The organism is Marinobacter sp. (assembly GCF_041984545.1).
In the GTDB taxonomy this organism is placed as follows: Bacteria; Pseudomonadota; Gammaproteobacteria; order Pseudomonadales; family Oleiphilaceae; genus Marinobacter.
In genome coordinates, this window is record NZ_JBHIXV010000008.1 from 25,551 (window position 1) to 46,032 (window position 20,482).

General features: G+C 59.8%; 16 protein-coding genes. 9 read left to right on the top strand and 7 right to left on the bottom strand.

Annotated elements, in window-relative coordinates:
- Positions 1–14: 14 nt before the first annotated feature.
- From ACFC20_RS05600 to ACFC20_RS05620, 5 genes are read right to left on the bottom strand one after another with little or no spacing between them, the layout of a single operon-like run.
- A complete protein-coding gene (locus tag ACFC20_RS05600) occupies positions 15–284 on the bottom strand; it encodes a K+/H+ antiporter subunit F (protein WP_375192132.1) in 270 nt (89 codons plus the stop codon).
- Complete coding sequence (locus ACFC20_RS05605) at positions 281–769, bottom strand: Na+/H+ antiporter subunit E (protein WP_375192133.1); 489 nt, start codon at positions 767–769, stop codon at positions 281–283. The genes ACFC20_RS05600 and ACFC20_RS05605 overlap by 4 nt, the downstream gene beginning before the upstream one ends.
- On the bottom strand, positions 769–2,286 hold the full coding sequence (locus ACFC20_RS05610; protein WP_375192134.1) for a monovalent cation/H+ antiporter subunit D: 1,518 nt from the start codon (positions 2,284–2,286) through the stop codon (positions 769–771). Before ACFC20_RS05610 ends, ACFC20_RS05605 begins: the two co-directional genes overlap by 1 nt.
- A complete protein-coding gene (locus ACFC20_RS05615) occupies positions 2,283–2,651 on the bottom strand; it encodes a Na+/H+ antiporter subunit C (protein ID WP_375192135.1) in 369 nt (122 codons plus the stop codon). Before ACFC20_RS05615 ends, ACFC20_RS05610 begins: the two co-directional genes overlap by 4 nt.
- Positions 2,651–5,452, bottom strand: a complete 2,802-nt coding sequence (locus ACFC20_RS05620) for a monovalent cation/H+ antiporter subunit A (RefSeq protein ID WP_375192136.1) — start codon at positions 5,450–5,452, stop codon at positions 2,651–2,653. The genes ACFC20_RS05615 and ACFC20_RS05620 overlap by 1 nt, the downstream gene beginning before the upstream one ends.
- 351 nt (positions 5,453–5,803) lie before the next feature.
- Here ACFC20_RS05620 and ACFC20_RS05625 point away from each other — a divergent pair, with 351 nt between their 5' ends.
- Both ACFC20_RS05625 and ACFC20_RS05630 read left to right on the top strand, forming a co-directional pair.
- Positions 5,804–7,873: an FAD-dependent oxidoreductase gene (locus ACFC20_RS05625; protein WP_375192137.1), complete on the top strand. Its 2,070-nt coding sequence runs from the start codon at positions 5,804–5,806 to the stop codon at positions 7,871–7,873.
- Positions 7,870–8,898 carry a CNNM domain-containing protein gene (locus ACFC20_RS05630; RefSeq protein ID WP_375192138.1) on the top strand — a complete coding sequence of 343 codons (1,029 nt, stop codon included), beginning with the start codon at positions 7,870–7,872 and terminating at the stop codon, positions 8,896–8,898. Before ACFC20_RS05625 ends, ACFC20_RS05630 begins: the two co-directional genes overlap by 4 nt.
- Before the next feature lie 273 nt (positions 8,899–9,171).
- On the opposite strand, the gene ACFC20_RS05635 is transcribed toward ACFC20_RS05630, so the two are convergent.
- Entirely contained in the window at positions 9,172–10,167 is a 996-nt protein-coding gene (locus tag ACFC20_RS05635) for a GlxA family transcriptional regulator (RefSeq protein ID WP_375192139.1), read from the bottom strand.
- Positions 10,168–10,424: 257 nt separating this feature from the next.
- On the opposite strand from ACFC20_RS05635, the gene ACFC20_RS05640 reads away from it, so the two are divergent.
- Entirely contained in the window at positions 10,425–12,227 is a 1,803-nt protein-coding gene (locus ACFC20_RS05640; protein ID WP_375192140.1) for an acyl-CoA dehydrogenase, read from the top strand.
- A gap of 403 nt (positions 12,228–12,630) precedes the next feature.
- On the top strand, positions 12,631–13,410 hold the full coding sequence (locus tag ACFC20_RS05645) for a crotonase/enoyl-CoA hydratase family protein (protein ID WP_375192141.1): 780 nt from the start codon (positions 12,631–12,633) through the stop codon (positions 13,408–13,410).
- A gap of 241 nt (positions 13,411–13,651) precedes the next feature.
- On the opposite strand, the gene ACFC20_RS05650 is transcribed toward ACFC20_RS05645, so the two are convergent.
- A complete protein-coding gene (locus ACFC20_RS05650; RefSeq protein WP_375192142.1) occupies positions 13,652–14,923 on the bottom strand; it encodes an alkane 1-monooxygenase in 1,272 nt (423 codons plus the stop codon).
- 198 nt (positions 14,924–15,121) lie between these two features.
- Here ACFC20_RS05650 and ACFC20_RS05655 point away from each other — a divergent pair, with 198 nt between their 5' ends.
- From ACFC20_RS05655 to ACFC20_RS05675, 5 genes are all read left to right on the top strand, one after another.
- On the top strand, positions 15,122–15,373 hold the full coding sequence (locus ACFC20_RS05655) for a hypothetical protein (protein WP_091986970.1): 252 nt from the start codon (positions 15,122–15,124) through the stop codon (positions 15,371–15,373).
- Positions 15,374–15,482: 109 nt separating this feature from the next.
- Positions 15,483–15,779, top strand: a complete 297-nt coding sequence (locus ACFC20_RS05660; protein WP_375192143.1) for a hypothetical protein — start codon at positions 15,483–15,485, stop codon at positions 15,777–15,779.
- Between the two features lie 167 nt (positions 15,780–15,946).
- Complete coding sequence (locus ACFC20_RS05665; protein ID WP_375192144.1) at positions 15,947–17,959, top strand: PhoX family phosphatase; 2,013 nt, start codon at positions 15,947–15,949, stop codon at positions 17,957–17,959.
- Positions 17,960–18,179: 220 nt separating this feature from the next.
- Entirely contained in the window at positions 18,180–19,820 is a 1,641-nt protein-coding gene (locus tag ACFC20_RS05670) for a methyl-accepting chemotaxis protein (RefSeq protein ID WP_375192145.1), read from the top strand.
- 68 nt (positions 19,821–19,888) lie between these two features.
- Positions 19,889–20,254 (top strand): DUF4870 family protein, encoded by a 366-nt coding sequence (locus ACFC20_RS05675; protein WP_375192146.1) that lies wholly within the window; start codon positions 19,889–19,891, stop codon positions 20,252–20,254.
- The last annotated feature ends 228 nt before the right edge of the window (positions 20,255–20,482 follow it).

A 20,482-nucleotide genomic window follows, 5' to 3' on the forward strand; every position in this document is an offset into this window, starting at 1 on the left:
GGTTGAGACCGGTACTATTCAATGACACTACCCCGCTTCAGATATTTGGCCATGGCTACGGTGCCGACAAAACCCATGACTGCAATGAGCAATGCCGCCTCCAGGTACATGCGGGTTCCCAGGGTGATGCCAAGCAGGATGATCAGGGCGATGGCATTGATATAGAGCGTGTCCAGCGCCAGCACCCGATCGGGCGCATCCGGGCCTTTGATCAGCCGGTAAACGTTGAGCAGGGCCGCCAGAACGACCATCGCTATGGTGATGTAAAGGGTGATCGTGATCATTGAAACATCTCCATCAAGCGCTTCTCGTAGCGGTTGTGTATTGCATCAATAACCTCCTGGTCGCTGCCCGCATCCAGGGCATGAATCAGCAGGGTTTTACTGTCATCGCTGATATCCGCACTGACGGTGCCGGGGGTAAGCGAAATGGTGCTGGCGAGCATGGAAATGGCCAGGGGGTGCTGAAGCTGCAGCGGATAGCAGACAAACACCGGTCTCGGCTGGCGCGGGCTCAGGATCAGGCGCGCCACCGAGAAACTGGCAACGATGATGTCCTTGATTACCAGCACCAGGTAAGCCGGCATACGCCAGGCTTTGACGAAGGCCGGCCGTTCGGGCCAGAAACCCTGGGTCAGTTGGGGAATCAGCCAGGCCAGAATCAGCCCCATGACCACGCTGGCCCCGGAAACGCCATCACTGAGCAGCTGCCAGGTGGTGAACAGGAGCAGGCTCAGCCAGGGTTGTGGAAAACTCAGTCGATCAAGCATCAGTGATCCTCCTCGACCATGGGGATCTGCAGGATTTCGATGTAGGCAGCAGAGTTGTGCAGTTGTGCCGCCGTTGCGTCAGTGTAGCGGGTGATTGGCCCCGCCAGAACTACCATGGCAATCGCCAAGGCCGCCAGGGCACCTGCGGCGACTGAAACCCGGCCATTCAGCGGATCGGGAGTTTCCAGGTGGCCATCAATCGTGCGCCAGAAAACGATGCTGCCGGCGCGGCTGTAGGCGATGACCGTGAGGAAACTGCCAACCAGAAGCACGGACCAGAGCCAAGCCATTTCAGGTCCTGATTCAACAGCCTTGAGAATCAGTACCTTGCCAAAGAATCCGCTCAGTGGCGGCAGACCGGCGGCAGCGACGGCTCCTATCAGGAACAGAACGCTCAGAAAGGTCCGGTTCCGCATGGCTGGGGCAGTAACGATCCGATCGCGGGCGCTTCCGCGCTGATTGGCAATCAGCTCCGAAACGAGGAACAGCCCCCCCACGGTCCAGGTTGTGCTCAGAAGATAGAACAGCGCTGCGGACAGTCCTGCTTCAGAGCCGAGTGAAACCGGGGCAAGTAGGGTGCCCACGGAAATGATGACCTGCCAGGCCACCAGTGTTTTCAGGGTGCCCGAACCGAGAGCGCCAATCACGCCCATGGCCAGCGTGACCAGGGCCACCGGGAACAGCCAGTCCATGCCGAGATTGGCCAGGGCACCGGCGTCGCCGCCAAAGATCAGCAGGTAGACCCTCAGAATGGCGTAGATGCCGACTTTGGTCATGACGGCGAACAGCGCGGCGACTGGAGCAGTGGCGCTGGCGTAGGCCCGGGGCAACCAGAAACACAGCGGTAGTATCGCGGCCTTCAGGCCAAACACCACCAGCAACATCATGCCACCGGCTTTCACCAGGTTGAGGTCCGCGCCGGAAAGACGGCGAACCTCCAGTGCGAGATCGGCCATGTTCAGGGTTCCGGTCACGCTGTAGATCATGCCGACACTGATCAGGAACACGGCGGAACCCACCAGGTTCAGCACCACATAATGCAGCCCGGGAACGGTCCTTGCGGTTCCTCCCCCGTGCATCAGCAGGCCATAGGAGGCAATGAGCAGCACCTCGAAGGCAACAAACAGGTTAAACAGGTCCCCGGTAAGGAAGGCAATGTTCAGACCCATCAGCTGGAACAGGAAGAGCGCGTGGAACTGGCGGTTGTCCTCGTCGGCGCCTCCGATGGCATAAAGGTGGCAGAACAGTGCGAGTCCGGCCGTCAGGATCAGCATCAGGGCCGCCAGGCGGTCCAGAACCAGAACGATGCCGAAAGGTGGCTGCCAGTTACCAAATGCATAGATCCGGTAACTGCCATCATCTGCCAGGGCCAGCAGGACAATGGCTGACACCAGCATCAGCACGGTGGTTGCCAGTGCCAGTGTCCGGCGCAGGCTGATTGGCGCGTAACCAATGAGGGCCTGCAGAATACCGCCAAGCAGGGGAATCAGGATAGGAGCGGAAAGCCAGTGATTCATTTACTGTTTTCCTCCTCTTCTTCCTCGGGTGCCGGCGATCTGTAGGGTTTCCGTCCATCCACGTGATCGTCATCGTTATCCGCCAGGCTTCTCAGGGACAGCACCACGACGAATGCAGTCATGGCAAATCCGATGACAATGGCCGTCAGAACCAGTGCCTGGGGCAAGGGATCGGTGTAGTTTTCAGCCGTGCCGAGGATCGGCTGCTGCCCGGTAGCCAGCCGACCGCTGGAGAACAGGAACAGGTTCACCCCATAGGAAAGCAGGGTCAGGCCTACCACTACAGGAAAGGTTCTGCCCCGTAACAGGAGGTAAACCCCGGAAGCTGTCAGGGCGCCAATAGCCAGTGCGAAAACGAGCTCCATTACCCGCCCCCCTTTTTGCTTTTGATGGCGGAGTGAGGTGACAGCCGGCCTATGCTTACCAGGGCAAGCATGGTGGCGCCGATGACGGTGAGGTAAACACCCAGATCAAACATCATGGCCGAAGCCACCTCAAACTTGCCGACCACGGGCCAGGTAATGTAGCCGAAGGTGGAGGTTAGGAACGGGTAACCAAAGGCGAGGCTGCCGGCACCGGTGATGACCGCAAACAGCAGCCCCAGTCCGATGATGTTGTGATAGCGGAACGGTAACCGGTCCTGGGTCCAGATTATGCCACTGGCAATGTACTGGAGAATCAGTGCGACCGACGTGATCAGGCCGGCAATGAAGCCGCCACCCGGCAGATTGTGGCCCCGGAGGAAAATGAACACCGAAACCATCAGCGCCAAAGGCAGCATCGGACGGGCTATCTGGCGCAACATCAGCGGATGGGAATCCCGTGTCCAGGCATGGCCCTGACCATCGCCCGGTGGGGGTGTCAGGGCGGTGTGCTTGAGCATGGCGTAAATCCCCAGGGCCGCAATTGCCAGAACGGTGATCTCGCCGAGGGTATCAAAACCACGGAAGTCCACGAGTATTACGTTCACTACGTTGGTGCCGCCCGCGCCCGGTTTGCTGTTCTGCAGGAAGAAATCCGAAATGGAACTGAAGGGCTGGGTCAGCATGGCGAGAGTCGCGAATGTCATACCAGTACCAGCCAAACCCGCTATGACCATATCCCTGACACGTCGCTTCATCGGTGTTTCAAAGGGCGTCCAGGACGGCATGTAGTACAATGCGAGCATCAGCAGAACAATGGTTACCACTTCCACAGATAATTGGGTCATAGCGAGATCAGGGGCCGAGAAGCGGGCGAATGCCAGCGCCACAATCAGGCCGACCACACTCAGTAGCACCAGCGCGTAAAAGCGTTCCCGGTGCATTACGGCAGTGGCAAAGGCGCAGAGGATAAGAACCCCCGCCGTGATACCGGTGGGCCAGTCCACCGGACTGAGGCCGAGCTCGCCCACGAAAATTCCGAGGCTGATCAGAGGCATGGCAGTCACGGCGATCACAGTTACCAAAAGCAGCATGTTATAGCGCTGGAGTGAGCCGGTTTCCAGCAGTGCCGTGAACCGGTTGGCGGCATCCACCAACCGGGAAACGACTGTCTCGAACACGGCCTTCTCGTCGATTTCGCGAAAGCGGGCATGGAAGTCGAAAAAGCGCTGGCGCTGACTGTACATCAGCAACCCGCCGGCGAAAGCTATGAAGCTCATCATCAGCGGCAGGTTAATGCCGTGGAATGGCGTGAGATGATACTCAGGCACATCACCGCCAAAAGTGGCTGATGCCGCCATGTAGAGTAACGGGCCGACTGAAATGGCCGGAAATATGCCAATCATAATCAATGCAAACACGAGAATTTCGGCCGGGATTTTCATGTAACGGGGTGGCTCGTGCGGAGGATAGACGGGAAGATCAATAGGCTTGCCATTGAAGAAAACGTCGTGAATAAAGCGCGCGGAGTAAGCCACTGTGATGATTCCCGCCAGTGTTGCCACAACCGGAGGGAGCCAGGCCCAGAGCCCGGGCAGATTCAGCTCCAGCGATTCTGCAAAGAACATCTCCTTGCTCAGGAAACCGTTCAGCAGTGGAACGCCTGCCATGGATGAAGCGGCCACGATGGCGAGGGTGGCGGTATGTGGCATGTAGCGCCACAAGCCATTGATCCGGCGCATGTCCCGGGTGCCGGTTTCATGGTCGATGATACCTGCAGCCATGAACAGGGACGCCTTGAAAGTGGCGTGGTTAATCACGTGAAAAATGCCTGCAACAGCCGCAAGCTGGGTGCCCATGCCCAACAGCAGGGTGATAAGGCCCAGTTGGCTTACTGTTGAGTAGGCCAGCAGTCCTTTCAGATCGTGCTTGAACATGGCGCTGTAGGCGCCCAGAAGCATGGTGAACATGCCGGTAAAGCTGACCATGTAGAACCACTGTTCCGTGCCTGCCAGGGCGGGATAAAGCCGGGCCATAAGAAATATTCCGGCTTTCACCATTGTCGCTGAGTGCAGGTAAGCTGAAACGGGTGTTGGAGCCTGCATGGCATGGGGCAGCCAGAAATGGAACGGGAACTGCGCCGATTTGGTGAAAGCGCCCAGCAGAACAAGAGTCAGGACAACGGGATACATCGCATGTGCCTTGATCTGATCACCGGCTGCCAGGACATCATCCAGCTCAAAGCTGCCAACAATGTTACCGAGGATGAGCACGCCAGCCAGCAGGGCCAGGCCTCCGCCGCCGGTCACTGCCAGCGCCATACGGGCTCCACGCCGCGCATCCTGTTTGTGGGTCCAGAAGCTGATCAGCAGGAATGACGTCAGGCTGGTCAGTTCCCAGAAAATCATCATCAGCAGCAGGTTGCTGGACAGCACGATGCCGAGCATCGAGCCCTTGAAGCACAGCAGCAACGCATAGAATTTGCCGACGTTCTCATGGGCCTTCAGGTAATAGCGGGAGTACAGAATGATCAGCAGCCCGATGATCAGGATCAACAGGGCAAACAGCAGCGACAGCCCGTCCAGCCGGAAGCTGAACGACAGGCCCACGGCGGGCAGCCACTGGTAGGTATGCAACACCACGCCACCATCGGCGAGCGTCTGCCAATGTGGAAACAGGGCAGCAAGAGCAATGAGGGCGGGTACTGAAGATGCCACGGCAATCGCCGTTCGCCCTCCCTGGGCAAACAGTGGTGCAGCAATGGCACCCAGGAATGGCAGTAAAACAACCAGCGGTAGCGACATCGCAACCTCGTTATTGGTCTTTTTTACGTGAGTATTGAAGGCATGTGTGCCTGAGTCTAGTCTCCGGCCGGCTACTGTGCACTGGCTAACCGGTGCAGTACGGCGAGATCGACAGAGTGGATCAGCGGGAAGCGGGTGGGTCCGGGAAGTACGGAAGACGGCCCCGGTGCCGCGCGATGTCAGCGGTAACAGGAGGGCGTATTGTGCCTGTGCAGCCGAAGGACCTTGCGGTCATGGTTGCTCCGTCAGTCAAACTTGAAAACCGATGATACGCGCCCCGTCCCCAAGGTCAAGTCAACTTGCGATTGATCAAGTGTATACTCGAACCAAAATTCCCAAGGACGAATCCCCATGAGTCACAGCTATCCGACGCTTCTCAAACCACTGGACCTGGGCTTTACCGAGCTCAAAAACCGGATACTGATGGGGTCCATGCACACCGGCCTGGAGGACCGCTTCTGGAATATCCACAAGCTGGCCCGATATTTCGCCGAACGGGCTGAAGGCGGCGTGGGATTGATGGTGACCGGGGGGTTTTCGCCGAATCTGGTTGGCCAGCTGGCGCCCCTGTCCTCGACCATGAACAATCGGGCAACCGCGCTACTGCACCGCCATGTAACCGGAGCCGTCCACGAAGCTGGCGGCAAGATCTGCCTGCAGTTGCTGCACGCTGGGCGTTACGGGTACCAGCCGCTGATTGTCTCCGCCTCGGCCACCAAGGCACCGATCAGTCCGTTCAAAGCCCGCGCCCTTTCCGCGCGGGGTGTTGAAAGGCAGATCAATGATTTCGTCAACGCTGCCCGACTGGCCAAATTCGCAGGCTACGACGGCGTGGAAGTGATGGGCTCGGAAGGGTATTTCATCAATCAGTTCCTGTGTGAGCGGACCAACAAGCGCACCGACGAATGGGGCGGCTCCTACAGCAACCGCATGCGCCTGCCGGTTGCAATCGTCCGGCGGATTCGCGAAGCGGTGGGGCCTGAATTCATTCTGATCTACCGGCTCTCGATGCTGGACCTGGTAGAGGGGGGCCAGACCTGGGACCAGATCGTCACCCTGGGCAAGGCAATCGAGCAGGCCGGAGCCACCATCATTAACACCGGCATCGGCTGGCACGAAGCGAGGGTGCCCACTATCGTCACCTCGGTACCCAGGGGCAGCTTTGCAGACGTAACCGCCAAGTTTTACGGCGAGGTGGCCATTCCGGTCTGCACCACCAACCGTATCAACACGCCGGAGAAAGCCGAGGAGATCCTGGCAGGCGGCAAGGCCGACATGGTGTCCATGGCCCGGCCGTTATTGGCCGACAGCGAATTCGTGCGCAAGGCGCAGCAGGGCCGCAGTGACGAAATCAATACCTGCATTGCCTGCAACCAGGCCTGCCTGGACCACGTATTTCAGGCCAAACGGGCTTCGTGCCTGGTCAATCCCAGGGCCTGCCACGAAACCGAACTGGTGTTGACGGTTGCACCTGTGGTGAAACGGATTGCGGTGGTCGGCGCCGGGCCAGCCGGTCTGGCCGCGGCGACAACCGCCGCACGTCGAGGGCACCGGGTGACCCTTTACGAGGCAGACGATCAGATAGGCGGTCAGTTCAACTACGCCAAGCGCATTCCGGGCAAGGAAGAGTTCTACGAAACCCTGCGCTATTACCGCCGCCAGATAGAATTGCTGGACATCGACCTGCGGCTCGGCGTGCGGGTGGATGCCGGCGCACTGGCCGATGGCGTATTCGATGACGTGGTGATTGCCACCGGCGTGAAACCCCGAATCCCGTCAATCGACGGCATCGACCACCCCAAGGTGCTGGGTTATCTGGATGTGCTTCGCCATAACAAGGCCGTAGGCAACACCGTGGCGGTGATTGGCGCTGGCGGCATCGGCTTTGATGTGAGCGAGTTCCTGACCCATGACGCCGCCCATCATCCAGAAGGCAAGCAGACAGAAGGCGAGCAGGCCAGTATTGGCGATTGGCAGGCAGAGTGGGGTATTCATCCGCAGTTCGAAGGACCGGGCGGATTAGCCGAGCGCCGGCCCACACACTCTCCCCGCAAGCTGTATCTGCTGCAGCGCAAAACCGGTAAGGTTGGCGGTGGCCTTGGCAAAACCTCTGGCTGGGTTCATCGGGCCAGCCTCAAACACCGGGAGGTCGAGATGCTCCGCGGCTGCCGCTATGAGCGTATTGACGACCAGGGCCTGCACATTGCCATTCTCGACAAAGACGGCCAAATGATCGGAAACCGCGTACTGGATGTGGACAACGTCATTATCTGTGCCGGACAGGAACCCCTTCGGGAACTTTTTGACCAGTTATCGGCCTCTGGCGTCAAAGCGCACCTGATTGGTGGCGCAGACGTCGCCGAAGAACTGGACGCAAAGCGAGCCATTCGGCAAGGAACGGAAATCGCAGCCCAACTATGATTTTACTGATTGCCTTCGCGCTTCTCTCAATTGGATTCTCCTTTCTGTGTTCGATTCTCGAGGCGGCATTGCTGTCGGTTACCCCCAGCTACATCGCCTCGGTAAAGAAAGAGAAGCCCGAGCTTTTCGCCCGCCTGCGCAAGCTCAAGGACGACGTGGATGACCCTTTGTCGGCCATCCTTACCCTCAATACAGTGGCCCACACCGTTGGCGCCACCGGTGTCGGTGCCCAGGTCACTGTCGTGTTTGGTGAGGCCTGGCTGGGCTTCGCCTCGGCACTGATGACCCTGGCCATCCTCATCTTCTCGGAAATCATTCCCAAGACCATCGGTGCCAAATACTGGCGGGGCATCGCCCCCTACCTGCCCGCCATCCTCGGATTCATGATCAAAGCGCTGCTGCCGCTGATCTGGCTGTCGAAGCAGGTAACCCGTCGCATAGCCCCGGGTGATGATGACACCGATATCCGTGCCGAGATCAGCGCCTTGGCGGAAATCGGCCGCGACCAGCAGGCCCTCGATGACGACGAGCGCCGCATCATCCATAACGTGCTGAGATTTCATGAGATCAAGGTCAGCTCGGTGATGACACCGAGAACCGTGTGCAAATACCTGGAGCCGGGCATTACCGTGGAGCAGTTCCGGGAGCAGGTCCGGAAATCCCCGTTTTCGCGGTACCCGGTGATCGACGAAGAGGGGGAGGCCCTTGGCTATCTGCACCGGGCGGATCTGATCAGTCTGGAGCCAGACGTGAACCTGCTCGACCACATGCGCAAAATTATGCGTGTGAAAGGCAACACCAACATCGAATTACTGTTTTCCGACATGCTCCGGGAGCGGCAACACTTGGCCGTGGTCTATGACGAGCTTGGCACCTGGCTGGGAATAGTGACGCTGGAGGACATATTGGAGACACTTTTGGGCACTGAAATCATGGACGAAACCGATAACGTCTCCAATCTCCGGCGGTATGCGAAGCAGCGCTGGAGTCGCCGCCTCAAGAAATATGGCTCAGGTCAACGATAGCCGGTAGGGTTAGCGCACCGCTTTCAGTGCATTGGAAATGGCCTCTGCTTCGGCCTCAAGTACTTGACATCGAAGACTATTTCCCTGTCGGATTGCCTGCTCGATCTGCTTTCTTTTCATGTCATATAGCCGGCTAAGAATGTCTGCCTGGCTTTGTCTTATCGGTGCGTTCATGACGGACCTCCCCATGGTTACACCTGTCGGTATTCTTTACGTTTCCGGCCGCAATATGGCCTACACCCGACTTGATGCATAACCCGCGCCATCCCGCCATTACCTCCCAAAGCGGGCCCGGTACGCCCCAGGAGACAGGCCGGTGTGCCGGCGAAACAAACGGGTAAACGAACTCACATCCTCGTAACCCACCCGCCGGGTAATTTCATCAATAGGTAAACGGGAGCCCTCGAGTTGCTGACGGGCTATCTCAATTCGGAGAACCTGAAGGTAAGCGTTGGGCGTGTCCCCTGTAGCTGCCTTGAAGCGCCGGATCAGCGAACGTTCCGTGAGACCAGCCACGGTGGCCAGAACCTCCAGGTTGAGGGGGATGTCAAAATGGGCATCCAGCCAGTCCTGAAGCTTCAGAATGGCCGCATCGGAATGATATCGACGAGCCTGAAGCGCGCTGTAGGGCGCCTGACTGGTTCGGCCGACATCCAGCACAAACGCCTTGGCCAGCTCGCGCGCGACCTGCGCGCCAGCGTAGCGCTCAACCAGATGCACCCCCAGATCCCACCAGGCCATGCCCCCGCCAGCGCAGGCAATGTGCCCGTCTACCGTCACCAGCCGGTCCGGTTGCAGATCCACCTGGGGGAACCGCTGCCGAAACTGCTGACTGAAGCCCCAGTGTGTCGTGGCAACCCGCCCCTCGAGCAACCCTGCTTCGGCCAACATGAAGGCCCCGGTACAGTTACTGGCCACCCGCACCTGACCGGAACCGACAGCCCGGAACCGGCCCAGCCACTCAATCAGCTCGCCATTGCTCGCCAACACCGCCTCAATCGGGCCGCCAATGGTCGGAATGACCACCAGATCGTCCGGTTCCGCGCCGGTGGCCAACTCATTCCAGGCGCCATCCGCCTGAATAGTCAGCCCGTTGATACACCGGCACGGCACACCATCCCTGGTCAGCAGCCGGGTGGCAAATTGTGGCGATGGCGTCTCATTGTTGATCCGAGCCCAGGTCACCCCGGCCAGCCGGAAAAGATCAATGATGCCGGTAATGGCACTGGCCAAAGCGCCATCGAAACCTATTACAGCAACCGTTCGCATGCGTTCTCCAAAGCAGGCTGCCAGCGGGGTCTTCCCTCCCGGGACTGTCTGCAGCATGGATGCTGCAGCCAAGCGTACATGGATGTATTCACAGCGTGTCCCGGGAGGGAAGACCCCGCTGGTGGCCGTCTGGCAGGCACCGTCTTTCGTGCTGGTGCATGGACTGATGGCAATAATGGCCATAATTGTGTCATAAACGCCGGTTTCCTGGAAAAACCAGTTGTGAGAGGCTGTTGATAACAAACAGGAGACCCAGCATGACCGATACCCTGATCGACCGCCGCGACCTGGCGTTCCAGCTCTACGAAGTGCTCGATACCGAGACCCTCACCACCCGCGAACGCTTCAGCGAACACAACCGCGACACCTTCGATGCCGTCATCGAAACCGCCGACAAGATGGCCCGGGAAAAGTTTGCCACCCACAACAGCGCCGCTGACAAAGATGAGCCAAAGTTCGTCAACGGCCAGGTGGACATGCTGCCCCAGGTAAAGGAAGCCTTCGACGCCTACGCCCAGGCCGGCTTTATTGCCGGACGCTACGACTACGAGCTGGGCGGCATGCAACTGCCGGAATCCGTCATGGCCGCCTGCAACGGCTTTTTTACGGCCGCCAACCCCGGCACCGCGGGTTACCCGTTCCTGACCACCGCCGCTGCCAACCTGATCCGCGTCTTCGGCAACGACCAGCAGAAACGCACGTACCTGCCGAACATGCTCAGCGGCCGCTTCAGCGGCACCATGGCGCTCACAGAGCCCCACGCCGGCTCCAGCCTGGCCGAAATCCGCACCTCCGCCACCCCCACTGACGACGGTCACTACCTGATCAAAGGCGCCAAAATCTACATCTCCGGTGGCGAACAGAGCATCACCGACAACATCGTTCACATGGTACTGGCCAAGATCAAAGGCGCACCGGCCGGCGTGAAGGGCATCTCCCTGTTCATCGTGCCCAAGTTCCTGGTGGACGAAAACGGCAACCCCACCGAACGCAACGGCGTCAGCCTGGCCGGCCTGATCCACAAACTGGGCTACCGGGGCACCACCTCCACCGCCCTCAGCTTCGGCGACGACGCGCCCTGCCACGGCTACCTGGTGGGCGAGCCGCATCAGGGCCTGAAATACATGTTCCAGATGATGAACGAAGCCCGCCTGGGTGTGGGCTTCGGCGCCGCCGTGATCGGCTACCGCGGCTACATGCACAGCTTGGAATACGCCAAGGACCGCCTCCAGGGCCGCAAAGCCAGCGAAAAGAACCCGGAAAGCCCGCAGGTCCCGATCATTGAGCATGCCGACGTACGTCGCATGCTGCTGGCCCAGAAAGCCTACAGCGAGGGCGGCCTGGCCCTGTGCCTCTACGGCGCCCGACTGATGGACGACCAGCACACCCACCCGGACGAACAGAAGCGCCTGGAAGCCGGCAAGCTGCTGGACCTGCTCACCCCGGTGATCAAGGCCTGGCCGTCCGAATACGGCCCCAAGGCCAACGACCTGGCGATCCAGGTCTACGGCGGTGCCGGCTACACCCGCGAATACCCGGTTGAACAATGCTGGCGCGACAACCGCCTGAATCCCATCCACGAAGGCACCAACGGCATCCAGGCCCTGGACCTGCTCGGCCGCAAGATCTGGCAGGACCAGAGCCACGGCCTGCAACTGCTGATGCAGGAAATGCAGGTGGATCTGCAAGCGGCCACCGCCGACCGCTGCCAGCAATGGGCCCTGTCCCTGAGCGAGACCCTGCAGCAGGCGGTGAAAGTCACCCAGAGCCTGGGCAAATCACTGATGGAAGGCGACCCGGACCGCACCCTGGCCAACGCCTCCTGCTACCTGCATCTGTTTGGCCACATCATGGTGGCGTGGATGTGGCTGCGCCAGGCTAATGCGGCCGCCAAGGCCCTGGCTTCGGCCAATACCGACGACGAGCGCAACTTCTACCAGGGCAAGCTGCAGGCTGCCCAGTACTTCTTCCACTGGGAACTGCCCACCGTAGCCCAGGACCTGGTACTGCTGCGCAACCAGGACGACACCTGCCTGAATATGAAGGCAGAGTGGTTCTGACTCCGGGTTTCCCTTTGTCGTAGCCTGACAGCTTGGGGGAAGCACAATTGGCCGGGTGGCCTTTCAGGGACACGCTACAAGCACGTCCCTGTGCGCTCGGCTGTGGCCATCCATGGCCACAGACGGTCCCTGAAAGGCCACCCGTCCAATCGCGCCCGAACCTAGTGCTGCACTTACAGGCGGGATGATCCGGCAAGGCAGGAGAACGCATTTTCAGTTTTGGATATTTCACTGAATGCCCGGGCGTGGGCGACGGGGAGGTTGTTCCAGGACCGTTGAGGGCCAGGGATGGCCCGATCGAGCCTACAGGGACGTACTTGCGGCGTGTCCTGGAACAACCTCCCCGTTGACCATGCCTACGCCAGCACGAACAGGCTAGGGCCGAACCAAGAGGAAAGCACCAATGCCACTGGTCAAAGTAGAAAAAAAGGACCATATACTGCTGATCGGCCTGAACCGGCCGGAAAAAATGAACGCCATGAACCGCGAGATGTACCACCAGATCGCGGCGGCCTATTACCAGCTGGAGAACGATCCGGAACTGCGAGTTGGATTGATGTACGCCGAGGGCGACCACTTTACCAGCGGCCTGCAGCTGGACGACTGGGCTGGCGTATTCGCCAACGGCAAGGGCATCGAGCCGGGCGAGGGCGAGCTGGACCCGTTCCATATCACCGGCCCCGGCCTCAGCAAACCCGTGGTGTTCGCCGCCCAGGGCATCTGTTTCACCTGCGGCGTGGAAATGATGCTCAATACCGACGTTCGAGTGGCCGCCAAAGGTACCCGCTTCGCGCAGCTTGAAGTCAAACGCGGAATCTTCGCCTGCGGCGGCGCCACCATTCGTCTGCAGCGGGAAATCGGCTGGGGCAATGCCCAGCGCTACCTCCTGACCGGCGACGAATGGACCGCCGACCAGGCCTACCAGTGGGGCCTGATTCAGGAACTGGTGGAACCTGGCGAGCAGTTCAACGTGGCCATGGAAATTGCCCGGAAAATCGCGAAGGCCGCGCCTCTGGGCGTTCAGGGCAGCCTGAACTCCTCGAAAATTGCAGTCAGCGAAGGTCAGGAAGCCGCCAAACGACGCCTGTTCCCGGACCTGCAGCCGGTGATGGCCAGCGAGGATGTCAAAGAAGGAATCCAGTCGTTTCTGGAAAGAAGAGCCGCGGAGTTTAAGGGGAGGTGAACGACCTGCCAGCTTCTCGGAAAATCTTTCTGATTCTCTTTGGTGGCTAGGTGCAATACCGACTATTGCTGCATAACTTCGGGCAGCCGACCGGGATCGCCTTCCGGGAGTGTGAGCAGCAGGGATGCTGCGATCAAGCCCCCACGGATGGGTTCACGGCGTCTCCCGGAAGGCGATCCCGGTTGGCTGCTGGCCCCGAGCTCGAAGGCTGGGGCCAGAACTGGCAAGCGAGTGCTGGTCATCAGGCCGCCGCGGACTTCCCGGATTCGCGCCGAGCCTTCGCCTCGGCGGCCACCTCCGCCGCATAATCCGCATACTTGGCCATCAACTCCTCCCTGCGATCCGGATCCCAGTTGATCTTGCTCAGATCGCCCTCGTAGTGGTCAATCACCCGCTTGTCCATGGTCTCGTACCACCACTGCGGCAGATAGGCCGGCAACAGCATCGACGCGTAGCCGCCGGGCAGCTGCGGCGCCTTCTCGAAGTGGCGCAGAGCCTGGTAGCTGCGTTGTGGATGAGCGTGGTGGTCTGAATGCCGCTGCAGCTGATACAGGAACAGGTTGGTCACCACGTGATTGCTGTTCCAGCTGTGCTCCGGTTTTGTTCGCTCGTATTTGCCGTTCTCGTCCTTCTGGCGCAGCAGCCCGTAATGCTCGATGTAGTTCACGCTCTCCAGCAGACTGGCTCCGTACACCGCCTGGGCCGCCAGGAAGGGTACTGCCCGCGGGCCGCATACCAGAGTGGTGGCGCCGAAGAACCCGGCGCTCATGGCCCAGCCCTGCAACAGCTCATTGTCCAGGCTCCAGAAGCCCTTGCCCTTCCGGGCCAGCCGAGCTTTTTCGATCTTTATGGAGGATTTGATGCCGCCCAGCACCGTGCGCGGCAGGAACTTCCAGAAACTCTCGCCCATACGGCTGCTGGCCGGGTCCTCGGGGGTGGCGACGCGTTTGTGGTGGCCGAAGTTGTGCTCCACCACAAAATGGGTGTAGCCGGTGGGTGCCAGGGCTGCCATGGCCAGCAGCTTGTTCAGCTTGTTGGACTTGTGGCCCAGTTCGTGAGCGGTGTTGATGCCTACGCCATTGATCGCGCCCACTGTCAGGGTCAGGCCAATCTTGTCCTCCAGGGGCGTGCTCTTGCGGCTGGCCAGCCAGGCGCCCATGAACGTCATCACGTACTGGGTGGGGATGAAGGCTTTCACAATCCGGTCGTAGTATTTGTCCTGCTCCAACGTCTTTACCGCCGACTCGGGCGGGTTGCTTTTGTCCTCGCCTATGGCGCGGTCCAGGGCCGGAATGATGCCGTGCACAAGGGCAGGGCCGGTCCAGGCGAGGGCCTTCAGTTTTTTGGGGGCCAGCGCGTAACCGGTCAGGGCGGCTAGGCCGATACCGGGCAGGGCCGGGCCGAGCAGCCACATATACCGCTTGGGGTCTTTCCAGGCGGGTGATTCCGTTGTCTGTTCCGGGGTTGGCATCACCTTGTGCGATTCCAGATTGTCACGGGTTTTGGCGTTCATGGTTCTCTCCCATCAGGTAGGCGTTCTTGAAATTTATGTCGGACAATCTGGCAATGCAACAACCGGCGATAGCGAGTCGGCAGCTTGGCACAAAATGACAATGGTGGCCGAGGAGGGTGGTTTGCGGTTTGGTTTTTGGCGAAAACGGGTTTTCTGGACCAGACTCAAAACAAAACAAGAACCAGGGAAGAACCCGCAATGTCTCGAGTTTCCTCCGCTACAGCCTCATGTTCCGCCAGGGCCATGCTGGTCGAGTACCTGACCTCGGGACGGCTCGCCGAAGTGGTTTACCGCGATGGTGCCGGGCAGGTCTGCCAGGTGCACGACGTGATCCGTGACTTTTGCAGCCGTGCCGGCAAGGATTTTCTGTTGCTGGGGCGGGGGGTGATGTTGCCCTTCGACCACGTGATTACCATCGACGGCCAACTGCTGGCCGATGGCGTGCCTTAGTCTTAGGCAGCCGGCTAACCAAAGGGTAATCGCCCCGTAATTGCTTTCCTTTGTAGCCCGGCCGTACCCTGACCCGCGTTGTAAACACTGACCAACAGAGGGAAATGGTATGAACAGGCTCGCATTGAGTACGCTTTTGATGGTTCTGACGCTGGGGCTTGCCGCATGCAGCTCGGAGGACAACGAAGGTGTGGACGTTGAACAGGCGGCGGACAACGCTGGCGACATGATGGACGACGCGGCGGATTCCGCGGAAGAAACCATGGAGGAAGCAACCGGCCAGGATGAAAGCGCCATGGGCGAACTCCAGGAGGGTGCGAAAGAAGCCGGTGAGGCCATGGGCGAGGCGGCTGAAGAAACCGGCGATGCCATGGAAGAAGGCTACGAGGAAGCCACCCAGCAGTAAGGGCTGTCCGCCCCGCCCGGGCAGTTCGGGCGGGGCGACCCGGGCGCCGATCATTCTGTAAAGGAATGTTAACGGTTTTGTCTTTTTAACGTCTGCTATCTGTCACATTGCTCGCCGACACTGGCCTCTCAACAACACAGACCCGCTGTTTTGAGAGAGGCGAATCCATGGCCAAGCATCACCTTGATTCCAACTATCTGGACCCGAACTACGAGCCGGTAGTCAACCATTCCGGCAACCTTCCGTTCCGTGAAATTCTGGCAGCCCGCATGCAACGTCGCACCGTGATGAAGGGCAGCGTGGGTGCCGCCCTGGCAAGCGTCATGGGTCTTGGCCTGGCTGGCTGCGGCAGTGACAGCAACGGCGGAGGCACCACCACCGGCAACGTCTCCAGCACCCAGCTTGGCTTCAAGGCGGTGCCTACGTCCACCGCCAATGAAGTGGTGGTTCCCGAGGGTTACTCCGCGCAGGCCTTCCTGCCCTGGGGCACACCGATTACCGGCTCCTACCCGGCCTACAAGCCTGACGGCACTAACACCGGCGCCGAGCAGGAACAGCAGATGGGCATGCACCACGATGGCGTGCACTTTTTCCCGATTGACCTGAAGGCCGGCGGCAACAGCTCCAGCGAAGGCCTGCTGGTGATGAACCATGAGTACATCAATCAGGATGCTCTGCATGACACAGTCGCAGAAGCGGCCACCAACGGAGGCGTTCGCCCTGAGGATCAGGTTCGTAAAGAGATTGCCGCCCACGGTGTCTCGGTGGTGCACATCAAACGCGATACCGAAGGTACCTGGGACATCGTCTTCGGCAGCCCGTTCAACCGTCGCATCACCGGTAACACCGAAATGGACATTCGCGGTCCGGCCCGCGGGTACAGCAAGCTGGTGACCAAATACAGCCCGGACGCCACCGAAACCCGGGGCACCCTGAACAACTGCGCCATGGGCCCGACGCCCTGGGGCACCTACCTGGCGGCGGAAGAAAACTGGCACGGTTACTTCGCGAACAGCGATGCCAACCAGCCCCGGGAGCAGCTCCGCCACGGTGTGGGTAGTTCAAGCCGATACGATTGGGAACTGGCCGACAGCGGCGCCGATCAGTACATCCGCTTCAACGTAACACCGGGCACGGGTACGGCAACAGACGACTACCGCAATGAAGCCAACACATACGGCTACATGGTGGAAATCGACCCCTTCACACCGGAGAGCAAGCCCCAGAAGCGCACCGCCCTGGGCCGCTTTGGCCACGAGGGCGTGATCTTTGCACCGGTGACCGAGGGTGAGCCGGTAGTCTGCTACTCAGGCGATGATTCCCGCTTTGAATACATCTACAAGTTTGTGTCCTCCAAGCCCTACTACGCGGCCACCGCCGGCGGTTACCTGTTGGACGAAGGCACCCTGTACGTCGCTCGGTTCAACGACGACGGCACCGGCGACTGGCTGCCTCTGGACCTGAATGATGCCGACTTCAAGGCCAAGGTAGACGCCGCTGTTGGCACGACCGTCAGCGACATTGTATTCACTGGCTTTGAGAACCAGGCCGACGTTCTGGTAAACACCCGTCTGGCGGCCGACATTGCCGGCGCCACGCCCATGGATCGCCCCGAGTGGGGCGCCGTGGATCCCAACTCCGGCCAGGTCTATTTCACCCTGACCAACAACAGTCAGCGTACTGAGGCCCAGGTCAACGCCGCCAACCCGAACGCTGAGAACCGGACCGGCCACATCATTCGCTGGAGCGAAAACGGCGATGATTTCACGGCCACCGGCTTCGATTGGGACATCTTCGTGTTTGCCGGTGAGCAGGGCACGGAAACCGTGGTGGATGACGAGGTGATCGTGTCGCTGACCGACGACAACATCTTCAACAGCCCGGATGGCCTCTGGTTTGACTACAACGGCCGTCTCTGGATCCAGACCGACGGCTCCGATGCCGCGCCTTATCAGAACAACATGATGTTGGCGGCAAACCCCGAAACCCGCGAGATCAAGCGTTTCTTCGTTGGGCCCGTGGGCTGCGAGGTCACCGGTGTAACGTCCACCCCGGATGTGAAAACCATGTTCGTCAACATCCAGCACCCGGATGGTAACTGGCCGGACGCCAGCCAATCCCGTCCCCGCGATGCCACCGTGATCGTTACCCGCGACGACGGCGACGTTGTCGGCGCCTGATTCCGGGCAGTCCCGCGGCAACTGACAGACCGCAAACCTGGCGCTTCTGGTTACAGAGTGCGTCGGGTTTGCGGTTTTTTGTTTCAGGAATACCTTTCCCTGCCGATACCTGTGTTAAATACACTAAAGTATGAGTTATTAACTCACATCAATTCTTTAGTCTCCGCAATGGCCTTAAATAAAAGATGCTTATAAAAGCAATTATAAATAAGAGGTTACTATGGGGTTGTTGGATCGTAGGTCGATTCTTTGGGGGGTGGCGATTGCGATTGTCGTGGCGGTCGCCTGTACAGTGGGGGCGCCCATGGTAGGTCTGGAACCGGTATCGGTGTTGATCGGCCTGCTGGTGGGACTGGCCGTGGCAGCAGGATTCCTGATTGTCCGGGTTCTGGAACCGACGGAGCGGGGCCTTCAGGCCCTTAACGACGGCTCACTGGCGGAAAATCATCCGCTGCACGATCGGTGCGCCCAATTGCTGGCAGATGCCAGGGCCGGTCGGGCGCTGGTGGAAACCCTGGCCGGCAGCGCCGATCGGAACGCTATTTCCGCGGCCCAGGTGTCGTTTGCAGCGGATCAGCTCAAGCTGCGGCTGGATCGGCAGGTGGAGGAAACCGCCCAGATGGCCGATTACGCCGGCCAGATCACTGAAACGGTACGGGAGTCCTCGGAGCAGGCCGCCGATGCAGCCACCATGGCCCTGCAGAACAAACAGGTGAGTACCGAAGGTCACGATGCGCTGATGTCGGCCATCAGCAGTGTGCGCGCCGTGCACGAGCAGTCTGGTGAGAATCTGCGACTGATCCAGGAACTGAATGAAAAATCCAACCGGATTCAGGGTGTAACCACCACCATCCAGGGCATCGCCGAACAGACCAATCTGCTGGCGTTGAACGCCGCCATTGAGGCCGCTCGTGCCGGTGACCAGGGGCGGGGCTTTGCAGTGGTGGCGGACGAGGTTCGGCAACTGGCGGGGCGCACCGCCCAGGCCACCGGCGAGGTGGCCGAAACCCTCGAGGAAATCCGCTCCGATACCACGTTGATTGTTTCCCGGATCGAGGAACTGGCCCAGAGCATCGAGCAGGGACTGGCCTCGGTGGAGAGCGTGGGTGGTCGCCTAGAGCAGATCAGCGAGCAGTCTGACCGGGTGCAGCAACAGGTCGCCCGCATTGCCGAAATCGACCAGAACAACGAGCAGAGTCTGGCCCAGGTGTTTTCAGCCATCGAGACCGTGCGTGACCAGATTTCGGAAAGCGACACCAGCGTGTCGGCGCTGGCAGAGCAGGCGGCAACGCTGATGGAACTGGCGGAAAAAGCCAACGCCTCGTTTGCGCTGAACAGTGACGCCAGCTATCACCGGATTTTCTATGATCACGCCCGCACGGGCGCTGAACAGATCGGCCAGCTCTTTGAGCAGGCGATCCGGGACGGCAAGCTCTCCGAAAGTGCGCTGTTCGACAGGGAGCGCAAGCCGATTGCCAACACCCAGCCGCAGAAATACGCGAGCAGTTTCGATCAGTTTACCGATCAGTACCTGCCGGCGGTGCAGGAGCAGGTCAAGAATGCCCACGAGGCAATCGTGTTTGCCATTGCCTGCGCGCCCGACGGCTATGTTCCCACGCACAACCGGGATTTTGCCCACCCGCCCACCGGAAACCCGGAGGTGGATCTGGTGAAGAGCCGCAGCAAGCGCCTGTTCAACGACCGCACCGGTATTCGCTGTGGTACCCACAAGGAAACCATGTTGCTGCAGACCTACCGCAGAGACACCGGTGAGATCATGCACGATCTGTCAGTGCCCATCTTTGTGAACGGCAAGCACTGGGGCGGGTTCCGTCTGGGGTATCGTCCGGACAATCACTGACGCGCCCGTAACTCCGGTTCGCCAGGGCTATGGTAGACTTTCTGTGACCGTTACAGAGGAGCTATGCCTTGACTGAACCGGAGTACATTCCCGCCGATTCGGACCCGACGTCCCGCCGTGCAGACCCGGCCCGGAACCTGGCCGTTGTCGTCTACATCCTCCAGGCCCTGTCATTCTTCCTGGGCGGCGTGACCGGCCTGGTTGGGGTGATCATCAACTACGTCAAGCTCGACGACGTTCGCAACACCTGGGTCGAGCGGCATTTCCGCTGGCAAATCCGGACCTTCTGGATCGGTCTGTTGTGGACCGTCATCGGCATTGTAACCACGCCGCTGATTATTGGCTGGTTTATTCTGCTCGGCATCTCGATCTGGATTATCTACCGCATCGTCAAAGGGGCGCTGGCCCTGAATGATGGCAAGGCGCCTTCCTGATTTGGGGCCATCCCGTCCTGCGCTAACCTCTCTCGCCTCTCGGGTGCCCATGGCACCTCGGGGTGGTGTTAACGGTGCACAGTGAGGCTGAGTGGAACAGTTCAAGGTAGAAAGAGGCCGTCGGCCTTGTAAAACCCTGTCAAAAGTCATCTTGGTCTCTTATGACAGCTGCCCACGCCTGCTCTCCTGTCTTTTTTCTGTCGGTTTGTAACTCTCTGTAAACCCGAA

Bases quoted from the DNA above. Each gene is read 5' to 3' on its own strand.
- ACFC20_RS05600 (WP_375192132.1), bottom strand. From the start codon at position 284: ATGATCACGATCACCCTTTACATCACCATAGCGATGGTCGTTCTGGCG.
- ACFC20_RS05640 (WP_375192140.1), top strand. From the start codon at position 10,425: ATGACCGATACCCTGATCGACCGCCGCGACCTGGCGTTCCAGCTCTAC.
- ACFC20_RS05650 (WP_375192142.1), bottom strand. From the start codon at position 14,923: ATGAACGCCAAAACCCGTGACAATCTGGAATCGCACAAGGTGATGCCA.
- ACFC20_RS05660 (WP_375192143.1), top strand. From the start codon at position 15,483: ATGAACAGGCTCGCATTGAGTACGCTTTTGATGGTTCTGACGCTGGGG.
- ACFC20_RS05635 (WP_375192139.1), bottom strand. From the start codon at position 10,167: ATGCGAACGGTTGCTGTAATAGGTTTCGATGGCGCTTTGGCCAGTGCC.
- ACFC20_RS05645 (WP_375192141.1), top strand. From the start codon at position 12,631: ATGCCACTGGTCAAAGTAGAAAAAAAGGACCATATACTGCTGATCGGC.
- ACFC20_RS05665 (WP_375192144.1), top strand. From the start codon at position 15,947: ATGGCCAAGCATCACCTTGATTCCAACTATCTGGACCCGAACTACGAG.
- ACFC20_RS05670 (WP_375192145.1), top strand. From the start codon at position 18,180: ATGGGGTTGTTGGATCGTAGGTCGATTCTTTGGGGGGTGGCGATTGCG.
- ACFC20_RS05630 (WP_375192138.1), top strand. From the start codon at position 7,870: ATGATTTTACTGATTGCCTTCGCGCTTCTCTCAATTGGATTCTCCTTT.
- ACFC20_RS05610 (WP_375192134.1), bottom strand. From the start codon at position 2,286: ATGAATCACTGGCTTTCCGCTCCTATCCTGATTCCCCTGCTTGGCGGT.
- ACFC20_RS05620 (WP_375192136.1), bottom strand. From the start codon at position 5,452: ATGTCGCTACCGCTGGTTGTTTTACTGCCATTCCTGGGTGCCATTGCT.
- ACFC20_RS05655 (WP_091986970.1), top strand. From the start codon at position 15,122: ATGTCTCGAGTTTCCTCCGCTACAGCCTCATGTTCCGCCAGGGCCATG.
- ACFC20_RS05615 (WP_375192135.1), bottom strand. From the start codon at position 2,651: ATGGAGCTCGTTTTCGCACTGGCTATTGGCGCCCTGACAGCTTCCGGG.
- ACFC20_RS05625 (WP_375192137.1), top strand. From the start codon at position 5,804: ATGAGTCACAGCTATCCGACGCTTCTCAAACCACTGGACCTGGGCTTT.
- ACFC20_RS05605 (WP_375192133.1), bottom strand. From the start codon at position 769: ATGCTTGATCGACTGAGTTTTCCACAACCCTGGCTGAGCCTGCTCCTG.